Annotated in this window: 18 protein-coding genes; 10 read left to right on the forward strand and 8 right to left on the reverse strand. The window is 69.9% G+C overall.

The window, feature by feature from the left end:
* Positions 1-46: 46 nt before the first annotated feature.
* The 5 genes from BM109_RS05840 to BM109_RS05860 form a co-directional block, all read right to left on the reverse strand.
* A complete protein-coding gene (locus BM109_RS05840; RefSeq protein WP_093341364.1) occupies positions 47-1,792 on the reverse strand; it encodes a CocE/NonD family hydrolase in 1,746 nt (581 codons plus the stop codon).
* Positions 1,793-1,806: 14 nt separating this feature from the next.
* Positions 1,807-2,787, reverse strand: a complete 981-nt coding sequence (locus BM109_RS05845; RefSeq protein ID WP_093341365.1) for a Bug family tripartite tricarboxylate transporter substrate binding protein — start codon at positions 2,785-2,787, stop codon at positions 1,807-1,809.
* Positions 2,788-2,957: 170 nt separating this feature from the next.
* Positions 2,958-4,271, reverse strand: a complete 1,314-nt coding sequence (gene glp / locus BM109_RS05850) for a molybdopterin molybdotransferase MoeA (RefSeq protein ID WP_093341366.1) — start codon at positions 4,269-4,271, stop codon at positions 2,958-2,960.
* A gap of 8 nt (positions 4,272-4,279) precedes the next feature.
* Positions 4,280-5,425: a GTP 3',8-cyclase MoaA gene (gene moaA, locus BM109_RS05855; RefSeq protein ID WP_093341367.1), complete on the reverse strand. Its 1,146-nt coding sequence runs from the start codon at positions 5,423-5,425 to the stop codon at positions 4,280-4,282.
* Positions 5,426-5,537: 112 nt separating this feature from the next.
* Entirely contained in the window at positions 5,538-6,245 is a 708-nt protein-coding gene (locus tag BM109_RS05860; RefSeq protein ID WP_093341368.1) for a hypothetical protein, read from the reverse strand.
* Positions 6,246-6,432: 187 nt separating this feature from the next.
* On the opposite strand from BM109_RS05860, the gene BM109_RS05865 reads away from it, so the two are divergent.
* Positions 6,433-7,083, forward strand: a complete 651-nt coding sequence (locus tag BM109_RS05865) for a superoxide dismutase (protein WP_057592514.1) — start codon at positions 6,433-6,435, stop codon at positions 7,081-7,083.
* Between the two features lie 38 nt (positions 7,084-7,121).
* Positions 7,122-8,012 carry a ZIP family metal transporter gene (locus BM109_RS05870; protein WP_256222460.1) on the forward strand — a complete coding sequence of 297 codons (891 nt, stop codon included), beginning with the start codon at positions 7,122-7,124 and terminating at the stop codon, positions 8,010-8,012.
* 72 nt (positions 8,013-8,084) lie between these two features.
* Here BM109_RS05870 and BM109_RS05875 read toward each other — a convergent pair whose 3' ends face one another.
* Both BM109_RS05875 and BM109_RS05880 read right to left on the reverse strand, forming a co-directional pair.
* Positions 8,085-9,518, reverse strand: coding sequence for an aldehyde dehydrogenase family protein (locus BM109_RS05875; protein ID WP_093341372.1), 1,434 nt, complete (start codon positions 9,516-9,518; stop codon positions 8,085-8,087).
* A gap of 42 nt (positions 9,519-9,560) precedes the next feature.
* On the reverse strand, positions 9,561-10,124 hold the full coding sequence (locus tag BM109_RS05880) for a peroxiredoxin (protein ID WP_177239265.1): 564 nt from the start codon (positions 10,122-10,124) through the stop codon (positions 9,561-9,563).
* Between the two features lie 165 nt (positions 10,125-10,289).
* Here BM109_RS05880 and BM109_RS05885 point away from each other — a divergent pair, with 165 nt between their 5' ends.
* The 8 genes from BM109_RS05885 to BM109_RS05920 all read left to right on the forward strand — a co-directional run bounded on the left by BM109_RS05885 (position 10,290) and on the right by BM109_RS05920 (position 17,913).
* Complete coding sequence (locus tag BM109_RS05885) at positions 10,290-11,873, forward strand: phospholipase D family protein (RefSeq protein ID WP_093341373.1); 1,584 nt, start codon at positions 10,290-10,292, stop codon at positions 11,871-11,873.
* A gap of 10 nt (positions 11,874-11,883) precedes the next feature.
* The gene (locus BM109_RS05890) at positions 11,884-12,678 is read left to right on the forward strand and encodes a sterol desaturase family protein (protein ID WP_093341375.1); all 795 of its coding nucleotides are present in this window, start codon (positions 11,884-11,886) and stop codon (positions 12,676-12,678) included.
* Positions 12,662-13,585, forward strand: a complete 924-nt coding sequence (locus BM109_RS05895) for a fatty acid desaturase (RefSeq protein ID WP_093341376.1) — start codon at positions 12,662-12,664, stop codon at positions 13,583-13,585. The genes BM109_RS05890 and BM109_RS05895 overlap by 17 nt, the downstream gene beginning before the upstream one ends.
* A gap of 3 nt (positions 13,586-13,588) precedes the next feature.
* Positions 13,589-15,514, forward strand: coding sequence for a StlD/DarB family beta-ketosynthase (locus tag BM109_RS05900; RefSeq protein WP_093341378.1), 1,926 nt, complete (start codon positions 13,589-13,591; stop codon positions 15,512-15,514).
* A complete protein-coding gene (locus BM109_RS05905; protein WP_093341380.1) occupies positions 15,501-16,436 on the forward strand; it encodes a DUF6999 family protein in 936 nt (311 codons plus the stop codon). Before BM109_RS05900 ends, BM109_RS05905 begins: the two co-directional genes overlap by 14 nt.
* A 17-nt stretch (positions 16,437-16,453) precedes the next feature.
* A complete protein-coding gene (locus BM109_RS05910; RefSeq protein WP_093341382.1) occupies positions 16,454-16,825 on the forward strand; it encodes a hypothetical protein in 372 nt (123 codons plus the stop codon).
* Positions 16,812-17,069 (forward strand): hypothetical protein, encoded by a 258-nt coding sequence (locus BM109_RS05915; protein WP_093341384.1) that lies wholly within the window; start codon positions 16,812-16,814, stop codon positions 17,067-17,069. The genes BM109_RS05910 and BM109_RS05915 overlap by 14 nt, the downstream gene beginning before the upstream one ends.
* Before the next feature lie 256 nt (positions 17,070-17,325).
* Positions 17,326-17,913, forward strand: coding sequence for a hypothetical protein (locus BM109_RS05920; protein WP_093341385.1), 588 nt, complete (start codon positions 17,326-17,328; stop codon positions 17,911-17,913).
* Between the two features lie 10 nt (positions 17,914-17,923).
* Here BM109_RS05920 and BM109_RS05925 read toward each other — a convergent pair whose 3' ends face one another.
* On the reverse strand, positions 17,924-18,775 hold the full coding sequence (locus BM109_RS05925) for a metal-dependent hydrolase (protein WP_093341387.1): 852 nt from the start codon (positions 18,773-18,775) through the stop codon (positions 17,924-17,926).
* Positions 18,776-18,806: the final 31 nt, after the last annotated feature.

Genomic DNA, 18,806 nt, shown 5'->3' on the forward strand with positions numbered 1-18,806 from the left:
CGGTGCACGCGGCCGACGGGCCGGCGCGTGGCCTGGGTTGCCGGAGTCATCCTACCTCCTTCGCGGCTTCGGGCACGACGGGCAGCAGCAGCCAGGCCGGGTCGGCCGGATCGAGGTGCAGCGTGCAGACGGTGTCGAACACGGCCGGCGGCCGGTCGTCGGCATCGTCGTGCACGAAGGGGCCGCAGCCGCGCATCGGGTTCTTCATGTTCGACAGCGCCGCGCTGTCCTGGCCGTGCTCGTAGTCGCGCCCGAGCAGCGTGAGCGCGACGCTCCAGCCCTTGGGAACGACCACCGAGGTGGGCCAGATCTCGACGTCGAGGTCGACCGGCTCGCCGGGCGCGAGCGGCTGCAGCTCGTCGTGCGTGTGGTAGGGCCGCCAGGGCGTGCTGCGCGCGGCGTCGAGCTTGCGGTGCGAGGCGCGCAGCCAGCCCTGGCCGACCGGCGTCTTGGGATCGAGCGCGCCGTAGAACAGCAGCTCCTTCCCCGCGGGATCGAACACGCGCAGCACGGCGAACAGGTCGGCATCGCGCGTGCGCGAGGACAGGCGCAGGCGCAGCGCGCTCGGGCCGGTGATCTCGGTCTCCTCGGCCATCGGGGCCGAGCGGAAGCTGAGGCCTTCGCCCATCGTGTCGTAGTCGAGCGTGGCGGCGACGGTGGGCGGCTCGGGGCGCAGCGCCATGCCCTCGGCATGCAGGTACAGGCGGGTCCAGCGAGTGCGCGCGAGCGGCCATTCGTGCTCGGCGCGCTGCACGAAGCCGTCGACCCGGCGCACGTTGAGCAGCACCGGCGGCTCGCGGTCCCAGCCGTTGTCGACGCCCTTGAGGAAATGGTCGAAGAAGCGCCGCTGCAGCCCGATGCCGTAGTCGGTGTAGTACTCGACCCAGTGCGTGCCGCCATGCACCTCGAGCCACTTGCGCTGCGAGCCGGCCGCGAGGAAGCCCTCGATGTTGCCGCGCAGGTGCAGGCCCTGGCCGCCCCAGTTGGCGGCCGACAGCAGCGGCACCTCGATGCGCTCGGGCAGGCCGCTGCGGTCGCGGTAGTTGTCGTCGTCGAGCGGCCGGTTGATCAGCGAGGGCCAGGCATCGACGCGCAGCTTCGCGAGTTCCTCGTCGGGCACGGTCTCGGGGCCGCACACCAGTTCGCCGGTGACGGCGCTGCGCGCTCCGCGTTCGCCGCGGCCGTGCTGCAGCGGCTTGACCTGCATCTCGAGCCAGTTCTTCGAGAACGAGCAGGCGATGCCGCCGTGGCGCGAGGCCTCGCGGTAGCGGTCGACCGCGCCTTCCCAGATCATCAGCGCCGCCAGGTGGCGCGGCCGCAGCGCGGCCACCCTCCACTGGTTCATCGCGTAGTAGGAGATGCCGCTCAGGCCCACCTTGCCGCTGGACCAGGGCTGTTCGCCGGCCCATTCGATGCATTCGCGGAAGTCCTCGGTCTCGCGCAGCGAATGGCAGTCGAGCACGCCCGGCGAGCGGCCGGCGCCGCGCGAGTCGACGCGGATGCAGACGTAGCCGTGCGGCACCCACTTCTCGGGGTCGCAGACTTCCCACTGCTGGTACTTGTTGCTGCTGCCCTCGAGCACCTCGGGCTTCTGCGCGGCCATGATGGTCCAGGCGGTCGAATAGCCTTCCTGGAACGCGAGTCCCTTGCCGTAGGGGCCGTAGCTCATGAGCACCGGGTAGCGGCCCTCGCCGATCGGGCGGAACACGTCGGCCCGCAGCACGAGGCCGTCGGACATCTCGATCGGCGCATCCCAGTCGATGCGCATGCCGTCTCTTGTTTCGCTGTGCATGGTGAGGTCTTTCCTTAGTCGAGGCTGATGTGGAGCGGTGCCAGCTGCTGCCTGTAGCGCTGCACCTCGGAACGGATGTAGGCCGCGAACTGCGCGGGCGTGGAGACCACCGGCGTCACGCCCTGGATCTTCATGCTGGCCTGGTAATCGGGTAGCTTCACGGCGCTGGCCAGGTCCTTCTGCAGTCCGTCGGTCATCGCGGCGGGCATGCCGGCCGGGCCGAGCAGGCCCGACCAGGCGGGCACGTCGACGTTGCGGATGCTGAGTTCCTCGAGCGTGGGTACCTCGGGCAGGCTGGCCACGCGGTGCGGGTTGGTGATGGCGAGCGCGCGCACCTTGCCTTCCTGCAGCAGCGGCTGCGCCAACGAGGTGCCGAGGAAGGTGAGCTGCACATGGCCGCCGAGGAAGTCCGTGAGCGGCGAGCCCTTGTAGGGCACGTGCAGCAGGCTGACGTTGGCCGAGCGCGAGAACAGCTCGCCCACCAGGTGCGTGGTGTTGCCGGTGCCCCAGGAGCCGTAGCTCACCGCGCCGGGCTTGGCGCGCGCGGCCTGCAGCACGTCGGCCACGCTCTTGTAGGGCGAGTCGGCGCGCACCAGCAGCACGAAGCCGTCGGCCCTGTGGATCTGCGTGATCGGCGTGAAGTCGGCCAGCGTGTCGTAGGGCAGCTTGTTGTAGAGCACGGCGTTGGTGGTGTGGCCGCCGGTGGTGAACAGCAGCACCGAGCCGTCGGGCCTGGCGCGCGCCACCTCGGCCGTGCCGATCAGGCCGCCGGCGCCGGGCTTGTTGTCGACGATGAACTGCCGTTGCGTGACCTGCGACAGGCTCTGCGCGAGCACGCGCGCCGAGGTGTCGAGCGGGTTGCCGGCGCCGAAGGGCACGACGATGCGCACCACGGCCGGGCCCTCGGCGGCCAGCGCGGCGAGCGGGAACGCGGGCAGCAGCAGGCCGGCCAGCGCGGCGGACAGTCGGTGGAAGGCTCTTCGGTCGGGCTGCATCTTGTCTCCTTTAAATAATCGTTTGATCAACAACTAGGCGAAGCATAGCCCGCAAGAAATCGGAATTTCTCGGTGTTAACCCGAAGGGAGTGGGAGAGGTGGGGGAGAGGGGTTGCAGCTCTTTATTTATCAACTGCAACGATTTGGCGGCAGGCCGCCCGGCGGGCGCGCTAGACGATCCCGTCGAACATCATCACGTCGACTTCGTCGCCCGCGGCCACCGGTCCCTGGTCGTGGTGCAGCACCACGAGGCCGTTGGCCTCGACCATCGAACTGAGCACGCCCGAGCCCTGGTTGCCCGCCACCCGCACCTCGGGCAGCGTGCCGGGCACCGACTGCACGAAGCCGCGCTGGTACTCGGTGCGGCCCGGTTTCTTGCGGATCGGTCCGAGGCTGCGCGCGCGCAGCAGCGGCGGGTGCGCGGCGGCCGCGGCATGGCAGCCCATCATGCGCAGCAGCGCGGGCCGCACGAAGGCGAGGAAGGTGACCATCACGGCGACGGGATTGCCGGGCAGGCCGAACAGCACGGCGGATTCGTGGCCCTGGGGCTCGCGAGGGATCAGGCCCACGGCCATCGGCCGGCCCGGACGCATCGCGACGCGCCAGAAGGCGATGTCGCCGAGCTGCTGCATCACGTCGCGCGTGTGGTCGGCCGCGCCGGCACTGACGCCGCCGCTGGTGACGATGGCATCGGCCTCGCGCGCCGCGCGCTGCACGGCGGCCGCCAGCGAGGCGGGATCGTCGCGCACCAGGCCGAGATCGATGACCTCGCAGCCCAGCCGCTCGAGCAGGGCGGTGACGGTGTAGCGGTTGCTGTCGTAGACGGCGCCTTCGCGCGGCGCGTCGCCGATCTCGAGGATCTCGTCGCCGGTCGACAGGCAGGCCACGCGCAGCCGCCGCAGCACCGGCACGCCGGTCAGCCCCAGGCTCGCGACCATGCCGAGCGCGGCGGGCGACAGCCGCTGGCCGCGGCGCAGCGCGGGCTGGCCCTGCATCAGGTCCTCGCCCGTGAGGCGGCGGTTGTCGCCGCGGCGCACCACGCGCGCGGGGAAGCTCAGGCGATCGTCCTCGACGCGGCAGAACTCCTGCGGGATCACGGTGTCGAGCCCGGCGGGCATGACGGCGCCGGTCATTATGCGCACCGCGTCGCCCGGGGCCAGCGCGCCGCGCCAGGTGGCGCCGGCCAATGCCGTGCCGACGATGCGCAGCGAGACCGAGGCATCGCTGGGCGCATCGTCGCGCAGCAATGCGCCGTCGAAGGCGAAGCCGTCCATGGCGGAGTTGTCGTGCGGCGGCACGCTGACGGGGGAGACGATGTCTTCGGCCAGCACGCGGCCGAGCGCCTGGCGCAGGCCGAGCTGCTCGCGCTGCGCGACGACGGCGCCCTCGACCAGCCGCTCGATGAAGCTGCGCACGCCGTCGACGCCGAGGTCCTGGGGGTCGTGGCAGGCGAGGCCGGCGGCGATGTCGGCGATGCGGCCCATCGGTGCGCTCATCCGCCGATGTAGCTCATCTCGACGCGGCGCTGCGCCTTGGCGCCGCCATCGTCGGGGCCGCGCAGCGCGCGCAGTTCCGAGTAGCGGTCGGCGCGGCCCTGCCAGACATGGCCGATGGCCGAGGCGATCTCCTCGTCGCTGGCGGCGCCGCGCAGCAGCGGGCGCAGGTCGTGGCCGGCGCTCGCGAACAGGCACAGGTAGAGCTTGCCCTCGGTCGACAGCCGCGCGCGGCTGCAGTCGTGGCAGAAGGCCTGCGTGACGCTGCTGATGACGCCGATCTCGCCGCGGCCGTCGGCATAGGCCCAGCGCTGGGCGGTCTCGCCGGCCACGCTGGCCTCGAGCGGACGCAGCGGGAATTCGGCGCCGATGCGCGCGACGACCTCGGCCGAGGGCAGCACCTCGTCCATGCGCCAGCCGTTGGTGGCACCGACGTCCATGTACTCGATGAAGCGCAGCACGACCTTGCCGTCGAGCTGGTCGCGGAAGTGGCGTGCCATCGGCAGGATCTCCTGCTCGTTGGTGCCGCGCTTGACCACCATGTTGACCTTGATCGGGCCCAGGCCCGCGGCATGCGCGGCCTCGATGCCGGCCAGCACGTCGGCGACCGGGAAGTCGACGTCGTTCATGTGGCGGAACACGGCATCGTCGAGGCTGTCGAGGCTGACGGTCACGCGCTGCAGGCCGGCGGCCTTGAGCGCGGCGGCCTTGCGCTTGAGCAGCGAGCCGTTGGTGGTGAGCGTGAGCTCAAGGGGCTCGCCCGCGGGCGTGCGCAGCGCGGCGAGCTGTTCGATCAGGCCCTCGATGTTCTTGCGCAGCAGCGGCTCGCCGCCGGTCAGCCGGATCTTGCGCACGCCATGCGCGGCGAACAGGCGCGCCAGCCGGGTGATCTCCTCGAAGCTCAGCAGCGCGCTGTGCGGCAGGTACTGGTAGTCCTTGTCGAACACGTCCTTCGGCATGCAGTAGCTGCAGCGGAAGTTGCAGCGGTCGGTCACGCTGATGCGCAGGTCGGTCAGCGGCCGGCCCAGGCGGTCGTGCAGCGCGCCGGTGGCGGGCAGCGCGATCCCGGGCACGGCGAGGGCCGCGCGCGCGCGGCCGATCTCGGCGATCGGGATGACGGTGCTGGAGCTGCTGCGGTTGTTCATGGGGCGAGGGGTCCGATTTTGCGCCATGGCCCAAGGGCCTGTGCCGCGCAGGCTACTGGATCGCGCCGCGGCGGACCTTGCCCGCGGTCAAGCTTCGGCGATACGGGGCCGTTCAACCGCGGCAGAGCTTGAGGTTGGTGCGGGTGGCGCGCACCACCGGCAGGTAGATCTCGGCGTCGGCCGGCGGGTATTCCTCCTGGATCTTCTCGTCGCTCTTGCCCGCGCTCTCGGCCAGCGGCGCCAGGGTCTGCAGGCAGGCGGCGCGGTCGCCGAGCTTGTACTGGGTCAGCGCGAGGTCGTTGCGCATCCAGCCCTTGCTGATCCAGTCCAGGGTCTTGTCGCACTCGGTGAGCACGGGCGCCAGCGTGGTGAGGGCGGCGGCGTAGTCGCGCGCGTCGTAGCGGCGCTTGAAGCCCTGGCGCGAGGCGGCCACGGCCTTGTCGGTGCAGGCCGGGGCCGGGCGGGTGTAGGTGCCCTCGAAGGTGGCACGGGCGCCGCAGCTGTCGCGGCACTGGTCGGCGCCGTTGCTGCCGACCTTGACCGTACCGCCGTTGACGGTGAAGTTCACCACGCAGCTCGAGTCGTCGAGCTTCGCCGTGCCGCGCGCCACGTTGCCGTCGAGCGCGCAGGTGTGGGCGTTGGCGCCGATGGTCGTGATGTCGAAATGGCCGTTGGGCTTGACGCGCAGGGCGCCGTTGCCGCCCTGGTAGATGTATTCGCCGGGCGGCGGCGAGGCGAACTCGGCGCGGGCGAGGCCGGCGGCGGCGAGCACGAGCACGGGGAGGAGGCGGACGAAGGGCAGGGGGCGTGGAGCGTTCATCGGGCGTTCTTTGCGCAGGCGGCGACGGCCCGGCCAGTGTATCGGCCGCGCCCCCGTCTGGCGGGTTCTCGCCATTCCCAGGCAGCCTGTCTGGACATGGACAATGCGAACAATTATCATTTGTGCGCCTGAGTACGTAGCGAATGGACGACGCAAAGGGCTTCTTTCAACCAGGAGCTTTGTCATCGTGCCCTACGTTCTTCCCGCCTTGCCCTATGCCTTCGACGCGCTCGAGCCCCATATCGACGCGCAGACGATGGAAATCCACCACGGCAAGCACCACCAGACCTACGTCAACAACCTCAACGCCGCGCTGAAGGACACGCCGCACGAAGGCCAGCCGGTCGAGGCACTGATCGCCGGCGTCGAGCAATTGCCCGAAGCCCTGCGCGCCCCGGTGCGCAACAACGGAGGCGGCCACGCCAACCACGGCCTGTTCTGGACCGTGATGGCGCCCGTGGGCCAGGGCGGCGGCGGCGCGCCCGAAGGCGAACTCGCCAAGGCCATCGATGCCGACCTCGGCGGCTTCGAGGCCTTCAAGGAGGCCTTCACCAAGGCCGCGCTCACGCGCTTCGGCAGCGGCTGGGCCTGGCTCACGGTCACACCCGCCGGCAAGCTGGCGGTGGAGAGCAGCGGCAACCAGGACAGCCCGCTGATGCGCGGCATCGGCTCGGGCAACGTGCCGATCCTCGGGCTCGACGTGTGGGAGCACGCCTACTACCTCAAGTACCAGAACCGCCGCCCCGAATACATCGCGGCCTTCTACAACGTCGTGAACTGGGCCGAGGTGGCCCGTCGCCATGCCGCGGCGCTGCGCGGCGGAAATTCCGGCGCATGAACCCCGACAGCTCCGAGCAACCGGCAGCGGCTCCCGCGATGCACGGCCCGCGTCCCGCCCGCAGCACGCGCGAATGGCTCGGGCTGGCGATCGTGGCGGCCGGCGCGGTCGTCGTGGTGGCGCATTTCTGGCGTTTCGTGACCGCCGACCCGGTGGTCTGGAACGCGTTTCTCGGCGGCTCGGTGGCGGCCTTCGCCACGGCGCTGGGCACCACGCCCGTGATCTTTTCGCAGCGCCTGCCCGACCGCGTGCAGGACACGCTGTTCGGCTTCGGCGCCGGCGTGATGCTCGCGGCCTGCGCCTTCTCGCTGATCATTCCGGGCCTCGAGGCGGCCAAGTCGATCGGCGTCTTCGGCGGTGGCGACTGGGCGGCCGGCGGCGTGATCGGCGGCGCGATCCTGCTCGGCGGCATCGCGCTGATGGTGATGGACCGCGTGCTGCCGCACGAGCATTTCATCAAGGGCCGCGAAGGGCAGGCGGCGAGGCAGATCCGGCGCACCTGGCTGTTCGTGTTCGCGATCGCGCTGCACAACGTGCCAGAGGGGCTGGCGATCGGTGTCGGCTACGCGGCCAACAACGGCCTGCGCGCCGACGCACTGGCCACCGGCATCGCGATCCAGGACGTGCCCGAGGGCCTGGTGGTGGCGGTGGCGCTGCTGGCCGCGGGGTACAGCCGCAGCTTCGCCGTGCTGATCGGCATGGCCTCGGGCCTGGTCGAGCCGCTGGGCGCGGTGCTCGGCGCGGCCGTGGTCGGCCATTCGGCGATGCTGCTGCCCTGGGGGCTGGGCTTCGCGGCGGGTGCGATGCTGTTCGTGATCAGCCACGAGATCATTCCCGAGTCGCACCGCAAGGGGCACGAGGCCTTCGCCACCGGCGGGCTGATGGTCGGCTTCGTGCTCATGATGCTGCTCGATACGGCGCTGGGCTGAGCGGCTGCGGCACACAAGAAAAAACGCGGCGGGCCTTTCGGTCCGCCGCGTTCTGTCTTGAAGGGAGGCGACTCAGCCGTGCTTCACCGCCACCGTTTTCAGCGTGGTGAAGCCGTACAGCGCCTCGAAGCCCTTCTCGCGGCCATAGCCAGAGGACTTGACGCCGCCGAAGGGCAGCTCGACGCCGCCGCCGGCGCCGTAGTTGTTGATGAACACCTGGCCGCTGCGCACGCGCTTGGCCATGCGGAACTGGCGCGCGCCGTTCTCGGTCCAGATGCCAGCGACCAGGCCGAACTGGGTGGCGTTGGCAAGCGCGACGGCTTCGTCCTCGTCGGCGAAGGCCATGGCGGCGAGCACCGGGCCGAACACTTCCTCCTGCGCGAGGCGGTGGTTCACCGGCACGTCGCGCAGCAGCGTGGGTGCCTGGTAGAAGCCGGTCTCCGGTGCTTCGTCGACCACGATGCCCTGGGCCACCATCGGGATGCCGGCCACCTGCGCGTCGCTCAGGAAGTCCCACACGCGCTGCTGCTGGGTCTGGCGGATCAGCGGGCCGACGTCGAGGTCCATCGCGGCCGGGCCCACGCGCAGCGCCTCGAAGGCATGGCCCAGGCGTTCGAGCAGCGGCTCGTAGATGGCCCGCTCGACCAGCACGCGCGAGCCGGCCGAGCAGGTCTGGCCGGCGTTCTGCACGATGGCGTTGATCAGCACCGGGATCGCCGCGTCGAGGTTGGCGTCGGCGAAGATGATCTGCGGGCTCTTGCCGCCGAGCTCGAGCGTGACCGGGCAATGCCGCTCGGCCGCCACCTGCTGGATCAGCGTGCCGATCTTCGGGCTGCCGGTGAAGCTGATGTGGTCGATGCCCTCGTGGCGCGCGAGCGCGTCGCCCACCTCGTGGCCGTAGCCCGTGACGATGTTGAGCGCGCCGGCCGGGAAGCCGACCTCGGCCGCGAGCTGCGCCACGCGGATCAGCGACAGGCAGGCGTCCTCGGCCGGCTTGACCACGCAGACGTTGCCGGCCGCGAGCGCGCCGCCCACGCTGCGCCCGAAGATCTGCATCGGGTAGTTCCACGGGATCACGTGGCCGGTCACGCCGTGCGGCTCGCGCCAGGTGAAGACGCTGTAGCCGTCCTGGTAGGGGATGGTCTCGCCGTGCAGCTTGTCGCAGGCGCCGGCATAGAACTCGAAGTAGCGCACCAGCGCGAGCGCATCGGCACGCGCCTGCTTCACGGGCTTGCCGCAGTCGCGCTGCTCGATGGCCGCGAGCTCGTCGACGTGCTCGGCGATCTTCAGCGAAAGCTTGAACAGCAGCCGGCCGCGGTCGGCCGCGCTGACCTTGTGCCACACGCCCTCGAAGCAGTCGCGCGCGGCACGCACCGCGCTGTCGATGTCGGCGGCATTGCTGCGCTGGATCTCGTCGTAGGGCTGGCCGTCGGAAGGGTCGATGACGGGGAGGGTGCGGCCGGAGGCCGAGGGAACGTCGGCGTTGGCGATGAAGTTGAGCTGCATGGGCCGGGATTTTGCGCGAAGCGGCGAAACCCCGCGCGGCGCCTACCGTGCGGCCCTGGGCAGCGCCTTCACCGCATTGAGCATGCGCTCGACATGCTTGTCGGGATTGAGGTTCTGGTAGTAGGAGGCGACCTTGCCGTCGGGCGCGATCACGTACGACAGCCGGTTGGCGAAGTCGGGCCGGGTCTGCATCACCGCGTCGAAGGACTGGATCACGGCCTTCGATTCGTCGGAGGCCACCGGAAAGCGGCTCTGGCAGGACTTGACCGAGAACTTCGACAGCGTGTCGATGTCGTCGGCCGAGACGCCGATCACCGTCGCGCCCAGGGCCGCGAACTGGTCGATGGCCTCGGCGAAGGCATGGGCCTCGATCGAGCACTCGTTCGAGTCGGCGGCCGGAAAGAAGTACAGCACCACCGGCCCCTTGGCGAGCGCATCGGCCAGCGAGTAGCGGAAGGTCTTGCCGCCGAGCGCGGCGGTGGCGGTGAAGCGGGGCGCGGGGTCGCCGATGTCGAGTGCCGCGTGGGCGGGTGCGCAGAGTGCCGCCGCGGCCAGGGTGAGGGCGAGGGTTCCGAATGCCGCGCGCGAGAAGGTCGGAAGTTGCATGGCGGTGTGCTCCGGTCGCTGTGGGGGCGGATTCTAGGACGATGCCGCCGCTGAAACCGGCGCGGCGTGCGCGCCGTACTTGCTGCAGGGGCCGCGGTCGAAAAGAGGGAAGATGCGGCCCCGGGAGCGCGCTCATCGCGCCGATGGTGGGGAAGGACGGAAGAAATGACGAATGCCTGGATCCGGCGCGCGCTGCGCCTCGTGTACGCCCTCGGCGTGGCCGCGACGCTCGCCGCCTGCGGTGCGCTGCCGCCCGCGCGCGAACGGCCCGCCGAGCATGCCGCCGCCTTCGATCCCTCGACCCGGCTCGCGAAGATCGCCGAGGCCTCGACGCCGCCCGGCGAGCACTCGGGCTTCCGGCTGATGCCGCTGGGCGTGTATTCGCTCGACGCGCGCATCCAGCTCGCGCAGCGGGCCCAGCGTTCGCTCGTGGTGCAGTACTACCAGCTCGAGAACGACGCCACCGGCCGGCTGCTGCTGCGTTCGCTGCGCGAGGCCGCCGCGCGTGGCGTGCAGGTGCGCCTGCTGGTCGACGACCTCTACACCATGAAGAGCCAGCAGCTGCTGCTGGCGCTGGCCGCCGTGCCCAACGTGCAGGTGCGGCTGTTCAACCCCTTCTGCTGCGGGCGTGGCGGCGGGCTGCTGTCGCGCTTCGCGGCCTCGCCGCTGGAGATCGCGCGGCTCAACCACCGCATGCACAACAAGCTGTTCATCGCCGACGGCGCGATGGCCGTGGTGGGCGGGCGCAACATCGCCGACGAGTACTTCGTGCTCAGCGAGGCGCAGAACTTCATCGACATGGACGCGCTGGTGGTCGGCAAGGTGGTGCCGCAGCTCGAATCGATCTTCGACACCTACTGGAACAGCCAGCAGGTCTGGCCGGTGGCCGACATCGTGACGGGCGAGGGCGGCCGTGCGCCGGGCGCGGCCGATTTCGACGCCTGGATCGGCATGGCCGCGCCGCCGCCGAAGATCGTGCTGCCGCCGGTCGACATCCTCGGCTACGGGCCGATCGCCGAGGAACTCGACGCGGGCCGCATGGGCCTCTTGTGGGGCGAGGCGCGCGCCATCGCCGATCCGCCGACCAAGCCGACCACCATGACCGCCGAGGAGGCCATCGCCACCAGCGTGACGATGAAGGTCTGGACCCTGATGCTCGACGCGCAGAGCGAGGTCGACCTGACCTCGCCCTACCTGGTGCCGGGCGAGCGCGGCATGGCGGCCTTCGAGGAACTGACGAAGCGCAAGGTCAAGCTCACGCTGCTGACCAACTCGCTGGCCGCCAACGACGAGCCGCTGGTGCACACCGGCTATGCGCGCTACCGCGAGCGGCTGCTGCGCAGCGGCGCCGATGTCTACGAGCTGAGCCCCAAGCGCACCAGCGCGGGCGAGCGCTTCGGCATGTTCGGCAAGTCGCTGGGCCGGCTGCATGCCAAGACCGCGGCCATCGACAAGCGCCGCATCTTCATCGGCTCGATGAACCTCGACCCGCGCTCGGCCAGCCAGAACACCGAGATGGGCGTGGTGGCCGACAGCCCGCAGCTCGCGCGCGAGATGCTGCGCGTGATCAACATCAGCAAGCTGCAGAACTCCTACCGGCTGCGGCTGGCCAAGGGCACGGGCACCCTGGAATGGCTCACGACCGACGGCGAGAAGGAGCTGATCCTGACCGCCGAGCCCGAGTCGGATTTCTTCCAGCGCTTCTACAACATGCTGATCGCCCCGATCGTGCCCGAGATGCTGCTGTAGCCTCGGGGGGATGGCGCAGACCTTCACGTCCCTTTCCGCCCCGCAGGTGATGCTGTGGGGGCTGCTGTTCTTCGGCGGCATCTACCTCGGCTTCGGCGCGCTCAATGCCCTGCTGACCCGGCGCGTGCTGCCGGCGCTGGGCATCGGCCGGGTGCTCGACCCACGGCCGCTGCAGCCCGGGCAACTGCGGCGCGAGCTCACGCAGTCGGGCATCTCGGTGCTGATCTTCGGGCTCGGCATGGTGTTTCCCTGGGGGCTGCTGCAGCTGGGCTGGGCGCGGCTCGATCCCGATGCGGGCTGGCGCCAGGTCGTGCTGGAGATCGTGGTGCTCGCGCTGTGGAACGACGTGCATTTCTGGCTCAACCACCGGCTGCTGCACACGCGCTGGCTGCGGCGCTTCCATGGGCCGCACCATCGCTCCTTCGTGACCACGCCCTGGGCCACCTACAGCTTCCATCCGCTGGAGGCCGCGATGCTCGGCAACGTGATCCTGCTGCCGATGGTGCTGCACGACTTCAGCTTCTGGTCGCTGGCCTTGGTGCCGGTGTTCAGCCTGTTCTTCAACAGCGTCGGGCATTCGAACTACGACTTCTTCCCGCGCGTGTCGTACAGCCACTGGTTCGCGGCCAGCCGGCGCCATCACCTGCACCACGCCTGCCACAACGGCAACTACGGCTTCCAGTTCACCTTCATGGACCGGCTGTTCGGCACCCGCATCGCGGCCGACGCGGCCGAGCCGCTGTTCCGGGGCTTTCGCGACAGGCAGCGCGGCCGTCCGGCCACGCACGATGGCAGGCCGGCCTGAGATGCCGCGGCTGCGTCACTGGCGCGACTGGCAGAGCCTGTTCTATTTGGCGGCCTTGCCGGCGCTCGCCGCCTGGCAATGGGTGCATGGCTTCAGCCTCTGGCTCTATGCGCCGATGCTGTTCCTCACGCTCGGCGTCGGCGTGATCCACCACAACCACGTGCACCTGCGCATGTGGCGTGGCCGGCGCATGAACCGGCTGACCGACTTCTGGATCACGCTGCTGCAGGGCCATCCGACCTTCGTGTTCTGGCCCGCGCACGTGGCCAACCACCACCGCCATCGCCATGGCCCGAAGGACGTGGCGCGCACCTACCGCTTCGGCGGCGACACCAACCACCTGCGCGGCTACCTGCTGCATCCGTTCCAGGCGGTGTGGGTGCTGTTCCCGCTGTTCATCGCGTGGCTGGGCCGGCTGCATCGCCACCGGCGCGGGGCCTGGCGCTACTGCATGGCGCAGTACGCGCTGTGGCTCGCGAGCTGGGCCGTGCTGCTCGCGCTCGACTGGCGCAAGGCGCTGGTGTTCGTGATCCTGCCGCAGCTGCACGGCCTGCACTGGCTGCTGGCCACCAACTACCTGCAGCACGCGCATGCCGACGGCCGCCGGCCCGCACGGGGGGCGCGCGGCGATACCTCGGGTACCCCGCTGAACTACGCGCGCAATTTCGAGGGCTGGGTCAATCCGCTGCTGTTCAACATCGGGCTCCACACGGCGCACCACGAGAACCCGCATGCCCATTGGTCCGAGCTCACGCATCTGCATCTCACGCATTACCGCGCGCGGGTCGATCCGTCGCTCAACGAGGGCGGGCTGGTGCCGTACATGGCGCGCGTGTTCGTGCTCGGTGCGGTCTGGCCGCGATGGCGCAGCCGACCGCTGATGCCGGGCGATTCCTTCACTTCCTGACACATGCCAGTTCCCTTCCAACGCGTCTACCTCGAAAGCGCCGGCTACTTCATGCCGGGCGACCCCGTGCCCAACGAGCGCATGGCCGACTTCATCGCGCCGCTCAACCGGATGTCCGAGCGCATCAAGCGCCGCATCCTGGCCGAGAACGGCATCCGCACGCGCCACTACGCGATCGATGCCGAGGGCGCGACGCGCCACACCAATGCGCAGATGGCGGCCGGCGCGATCCGCGACTGCCTGCGCCGCGGTGGCGCCGAGCTGTCGCGCGTGTCGCTCTTGGCCAGCGGCTCCTCGGGCGGCGACACGCTGATGCCCGGCTTCGCCAACATGATCCAGGGCGAGCTCGCGGCGGCACCGATGGAAACGCTCGCGGTGCACGGCATCTGCGCGGCCGGCGTGTCGGCGATCCAGGCCGCCGCGCAGGGCATCGAGTTGGGCGCGCACCGCTCGGCGCTCGCGGTGGCCAGCGAGATGCCCTCGCGGCTGTTCAAGCGCTCGCGCTTCGCGGCGCGCGGCTACGAGACCGACTTCGACTCGCACTTCCTGCGCTGGATGCTGTCGGACGGCGCCGGGGCGCTGCTGCTGTCCGACGGCGCGCCCGCGCTGGCCGGCTCGCCGGGCCTGCGGCTGCGCCTGAAGTGGGTGCACCAGCGCTCGTTCTCGGGCGACTACCCGGTCTGCATGCAGCTGGGCCTGACCGAGGACCGCGCGCGTGGCCACCTCGACTTCGCCTCCTGGTCCGAGGCCGAGGCGGCCGGCGCGCTGTCGCTGCGCCAGGACATCCGGCTGCTGCCGCACCTGTTCGACATCGGCATCCACGAATACGCGGGGCTGGTGCGCGACGGCTGGGTCGATCCCAAGCGCGTCGACCATTTCCTCTGCCACTACTCGTCGGAGAAGTTCATCCCGGTGGTCGAGGACCTGATGGCCAAGGCCGAGCTGTCGATCCCGCGCGAGCGTTGGTGGAGCAACCTCGCGTGGCGCGGCAACACCGGGGCGGCGTCGATCCTGGTGATGCTGGCCGAGTTCCTCCACACCCGCGCGCTGAAGCCCGGCGAGCAGGTCTTCTGCTACGTGCCGGAGTCGGGGCGCTTCATGGCGGCCTACATGCTGCTCGAGGTGGAGGCGGTGGAGGCGCCGCCCGTGATGGTCGCGCCGCGCGCCGCTGCAACTGCTGCAGCCGCGGCCGACGACGAGCTCGTGATCGCGCCACCGCACGACCCGGCCGCCGCGCCCGAGGGCCTGGGCGCGCTGCTGACCGAGCTGGCCGCCATCTGGCACGACTACCGCTCGCGCGTCTGGCGCACGCCGCTCGTGCGGCAGATCCGCGAGCGCCGCTTCGCCGTGCCCGACTACCTGAACTGGATGGAGCAGTGGGTGCCGCAGGTGCGCGAAGGCAGCCTCTGGATGCGCGAGGGCGCGGCCTCGCTGAGCGAGCCGTACCAGGCGCTGTCGTCGCTGATCGGCGTGCATGCGGGCGAGGAGCAGAACGACTTCCAGATCCTGTTCAGCGACTACCGCAAGGCCGGCGGCACGGTCGAGCGCATCGAGGACCTGCGCCGCAACCCGGGCGGCGAGGCGCTCAACGCCTACCTGCATGCGCTGGCCGCCACGCGCGACCCGATCGGCCTGCTGGGCGCGATCTACATCATCGAGGGCACGGGCCAGCGCATCGTGCCGGCGCTGCTGCCGCTGCTCAAGGCCAGCCTGCGGCTGCCGCCCGATGCCTTCCGCTTCCTCGAATACCACGGCCACAACGACGAGAACCACCTGAACCGCTGGCTGCTCGCGGTCGAGATGGTGATGGCCGTCGAGGGCCAGGCCCGCGCCGCGCGCCAGATCGCCGACACGGCGCGCCACACGGCCGCCCTCTACCTGATGCAGTTCCAGCACATCACCGAGCGGATTTCCCATGCGAACGCCTGAATTCCTGGCCCGAGGGCACGACGAGCGCGATCCCAGCCCCTGGCTGGCGCTCTACCTCGACCAGAGCACGCCGCTGCCCGACGAGGTCAAGGCGGCCTGGCTCGCCGATTCGAGCTCGGGCTCGCGGCAGTACCTGCTGCCGTTCCTGCGGCCGATCGCGCGCGCCACCATCATCCTGATCCAGGTGGTGAAGGTGTTCGTGCCGCGCAACTGGTCGCACTCGCGGCTGCTGCATCGCATCCTGGCCTGGGGGCTCCAGCATTTCGTGTCGCCCGAGGCCAACTGGCTGATCCTGCGGCACTTCCACCTGGGCTCGCAGGTGCTGGCCTTCATCGGGCGCAATTCGCCGGCGCCGGTCGCCACCTCGCCGCTGGAGCCGCCGGACATCGAGGCGCTGAAGGACGACATGTTCCTCAAGCACGACCTCAACCTGTTCAATTTCGTGATCCGGCTGAACCAGGCGCTGCGCGACCGCGGGCTGGCGCTGGGCAAGACGGAGGCGCCCGATTTCTCGATGATCCGGGAGCCCGCGTTGCGGCTGGAAGACATGCCGCATGGGCGGCTCAATTTCCTCGACCTGCAAAGCGCCATCGAGCTGTTCACGCCGCTCTACCAGCTGATGCTGACCGACAACGACTTCTGGCGCGCCGCCAATTCGCTGCAACTGGATGAAACCATCGGCATCTATGCCGCCACCATCCTCGCGGCGCCCGAGCACCTGATCCTGGTCAACAACAAGCACCCGCTGGTGCCGCTGTCGACCCTGCGGGCCGGGCATCGGCTGGTGATCCATGGCCTCTCGACCGAAATGCTGCACAGCCTGCTGCAGCGCATGAAGGCCGCGAGGAGCGGCGAGGGCGGCGAATCCGGCTTCGTCCCGGCCGGGGAAGGGGCTTCGGCCGACACCCCGCCACTTGCATAGGGGTATGCTGTCCCCAGATGCAGACCATGAACACGACCCACACTCCGTCCCCCAAGACCGATCTGTCGGTGACCCATGTGCTGGCCCAGTTGCTCGAGCGGCTGGAGCACAGCAAGGTGCCCGTCGGTGCCGAGCAGTACCGCTCGGTGGTCGCGCACCTGGTGCACGAGTTCGAAGACGTCGAATCGGGCGCCGACCTCAGTCGCCTGCTCGACGCCTATCCGGCCGCCGCCGAGGTGTACGAGAACCTCAACTACAAGCACGCCGGCCTGTGCCGCTCCGCGCTCGACGCCTCGCTGGCGGCCGAGACCCGCGCCAGGGAAGCAATCGCGCGCGCCATGCGCCGCCCCGAACCGAAGAAGAAGGAAGAAACCGATGGCCAAGGCTGAGGTGAAGACTGCCGTCCTGGAAGACGGCCTGCGCTACAAGTCGAAGACGCCGGGGTCCCCGTTCCGCGCCTCCGCGTCGTTCAGCGGCGCCACCATGTCGTGCTTCATGTGCGGCAAGCACCGCGTGCGCTCGCAACTGCGCACCCGCCAGGTGCTCGGCAAGTCCCAGACCGTCTGCGCGCCGTCCTGCAAGGCGCTCGACGAGGCACTGGAAGCCGCCGCCGCGCCGTCGTCGCCCGAATGACGCAACGCCCGCAAGGGCGTTTTTCCGCGCGCCTCGTCTAGCACGGCGGGGCGACGCCTTGGCGACATGCCCGTGCGGGCATCGCGTCGTCCGACTTCCACAGCGGCCGCAATAGTTATACAGTTAGAAACAATTGATGCATGTAATTGCATTGGTCAAAAAGTTCTAATTTCAGGCCGACATCAGATGATTTGCAGCAAGGCAATGGGTGCTTTTGGCGTAGTGCGGTCGTCCGCGCGCGCAAAAGGAAGCTGCCGTGGCTAAACCGCGTCACGTCGTCATGCAGGTGGTCAAGCGGTCTTCGGGCAGCGCGTCGCACCATGTGGAATTCGTGATGGACGACAACTTCGCCGAGCGCCTGCGGCAGTTGCGTTCGCTGGTGCCGCCGCTGGGCAGCCTCAACAAGCAGCGCGACCTAGTCATCGACAAGGTGCGGGTGCGGCTGCCCAACGCCATCTGGCGCTCGGGCCACGGCACCGACAGCAGCGTGGACGGCTCGTGCATCGTGATCGCGGCCGAGGGCTCGTTCAACTGCGGCGGCAAGGACCGCCTGACGCGCGAGAAGCTGGTGACCTACAACTTCTCGATCGCGCGCCTGGTCGAGCTGCACGGCGAGCGCCCCGAGGGCGAGACCTTCTACATCCGCGACGGCACCTTCGCCAACGACGAGCCGGCCGAGTCGCCGGCCGGCCGCTGGGTGGCCTCGATGCACGAACTCGAAGCCGTGATGCGCGTGCCCGATGCGCCCTCGGACTTCGACACCCTGCACGAGGTGCCGCTGCGCGTCGACCCGCAGCAGCAGGCCGGCGGCACGGTGCCGCAGCACCGCACCAGCTTCTTCTGAGGGGCCGCGCTCAGGCCGCGGCGGTGTCAGGCTGCGTCGCGGCCGCGCCGACCGGCACATAGGCCGCGCGGTTGTCCACCAGCCAGCGTTCCGACAGGCTGCTGTCCTGCTGCGCCGGATGGAAATCGGTGCGCAGGTAGCGGCGCCACATCGCGTAGTTGCCGCGCAGCAGCCCGTCGCGCGCGAGCAGGATGCGCGCGGCGCTCTTCCAGGTCGACCATTTCCACAGCTGCTTCTCGTGCCGCAGGTTGGCCAGCGTTTGGTGCATCAGGTCGCCGAGGAACATCAGCGTGACGCGGCGGAACCAGCGCGTGCGCCATTCGTCGGAACCGCCCGCGGCCCGGTAGACGTCGAAGGCCACGCTCTTGTGCTCGAGCTCCTCTGCGCTGTGCCACAGCCACATGGTGCGCAGCCGGGGCTCGGCGCCGTCGAGGATCTGCGGATGCGCGAGCAGCCACTCGGCGAACATGGCCGTGAAGTGCTCGGTGGCGGCCGTCACCGCGAGCGCGTGGCGGGGGTCGGCGCCTTCCATCAGCGACAGCCGCTTGCTCGCGCGCTCGGTCCAGCGGTCGACCAGGCCCTGCTTCTCGAGATGGGCGTTGAACAGCGAATGGATGCGCCGGTGCGTCGCCTCCTGGCCGATGAAGCCGCGCACCTCGGCGCGGTACTTGTCCTGGGTCTCGGGCGGCAGGGTGGCGACGGCGTCGCGCACGGCATCGATGAAGAACTGCTCGCCGAAGGGAAAACTCATCGACAGGGCGTTGAAGAAGGCGGTGGAGAATGCGTCGCCGCCGCACCAGTCGCGGGCAAACGGGGCCTGGAGATCGATCAGAAGGCGGCGGACGACGAGTTCGGTGCTCATGAAGACAATCCTCGTGAATCGGAATGATGGT

The organism is Variovorax sp. PDC80, from assembly GCF_900115375.1.
In the GTDB taxonomy this organism is placed as follows: Bacteria; Pseudomonadota; Gammaproteobacteria; order Burkholderiales; family Burkholderiaceae_C; genus Variovorax.

What these genes read in the sequence shown, in the direction of transcription:
- BM109_RS05840 (WP_093341364.1), bottom strand. Translation starts at nt 1,792, where the DNA reads ATGCACAGCGAAACAAGAGACGGCATGCGCATCGACTGGGATGCGCCG.
- BM109_RS05845 (WP_093341365.1), bottom strand. Translation starts at nt 2,787, where the DNA reads ATGCAGCCCGACCGAAGAGCCTTCCACCGACTGTCCGCCGCGCTGGCC.
- glp (WP_093341366.1), bottom strand. Translation starts at nt 4,271, where the DNA reads ATGGGCCGCATCGCCGACATCGCCGCCGGCCTCGCCTGCCACGACCCC.
- moaA (WP_093341367.1), bottom strand. Translation starts at nt 5,425, where the DNA reads ATGAACAACCGCAGCAGCTCCAGCACCGTCATCCCGATCGCCGAGATC.
- BM109_RS05860 (WP_093341368.1), bottom strand. Translation starts at nt 6,245, where the DNA reads ATGAACGCTCCACGCCCCCTGCCCTTCGTCCGCCTCCTCCCCGTGCTC.
- BM109_RS05870 (WP_256222460.1), top strand. Translation starts at nt 7,122, where the DNA reads ATGCACGGCCCGCGTCCCGCCCGCAGCACGCGCGAATGGCTCGGGCTG.
- BM109_RS05875 (WP_093341372.1), bottom strand. Translation starts at nt 9,518, where the DNA reads ATGCAGCTCAACTTCATCGCCAACGCCGACGTTCCCTCGGCCTCCGGC.
- BM109_RS05880 (WP_177239265.1), bottom strand. Translation starts at nt 10,124, where the DNA reads ATGCAACTTCCGACCTTCTCGCGCGCGGCATTCGGAACCCTCGCCCTC.
- BM109_RS05885 (WP_093341373.1), top strand. Translation starts at nt 10,290, where the DNA reads ATGACGAATGCCTGGATCCGGCGCGCGCTGCGCCTCGTGTACGCCCTC.
- BM109_RS05890 (WP_093341375.1), top strand. Translation starts at nt 11,884, where the DNA reads ATGGCGCAGACCTTCACGTCCCTTTCCGCCCCGCAGGTGATGCTGTGG.
- BM109_RS05895 (WP_093341376.1), top strand. Translation starts at nt 12,662, where the DNA reads ATGGCAGGCCGGCCTGAGATGCCGCGGCTGCGTCACTGGCGCGACTGG.
- BM109_RS05900 (WP_093341378.1), top strand. Translation starts at nt 13,589, where the DNA reads ATGCCAGTTCCCTTCCAACGCGTCTACCTCGAAAGCGCCGGCTACTTC.
- BM109_RS05905 (WP_093341380.1), top strand. Translation starts at nt 15,501, where the DNA reads ATGCGAACGCCTGAATTCCTGGCCCGAGGGCACGACGAGCGCGATCCC.
- BM109_RS05910 (WP_093341382.1), top strand. Translation starts at nt 16,454, where the DNA reads ATGCAGACCATGAACACGACCCACACTCCGTCCCCCAAGACCGATCTG.
- BM109_RS05915 (WP_093341384.1), top strand. Translation starts at nt 16,812, where the DNA reads ATGGCCAAGGCTGAGGTGAAGACTGCCGTCCTGGAAGACGGCCTGCGC.
- BM109_RS05925 (WP_093341387.1), bottom strand. Translation starts at nt 18,775, where the DNA reads ATGAGCACCGAACTCGTCGTCCGCCGCCTTCTGATCGATCTCCAGGCC.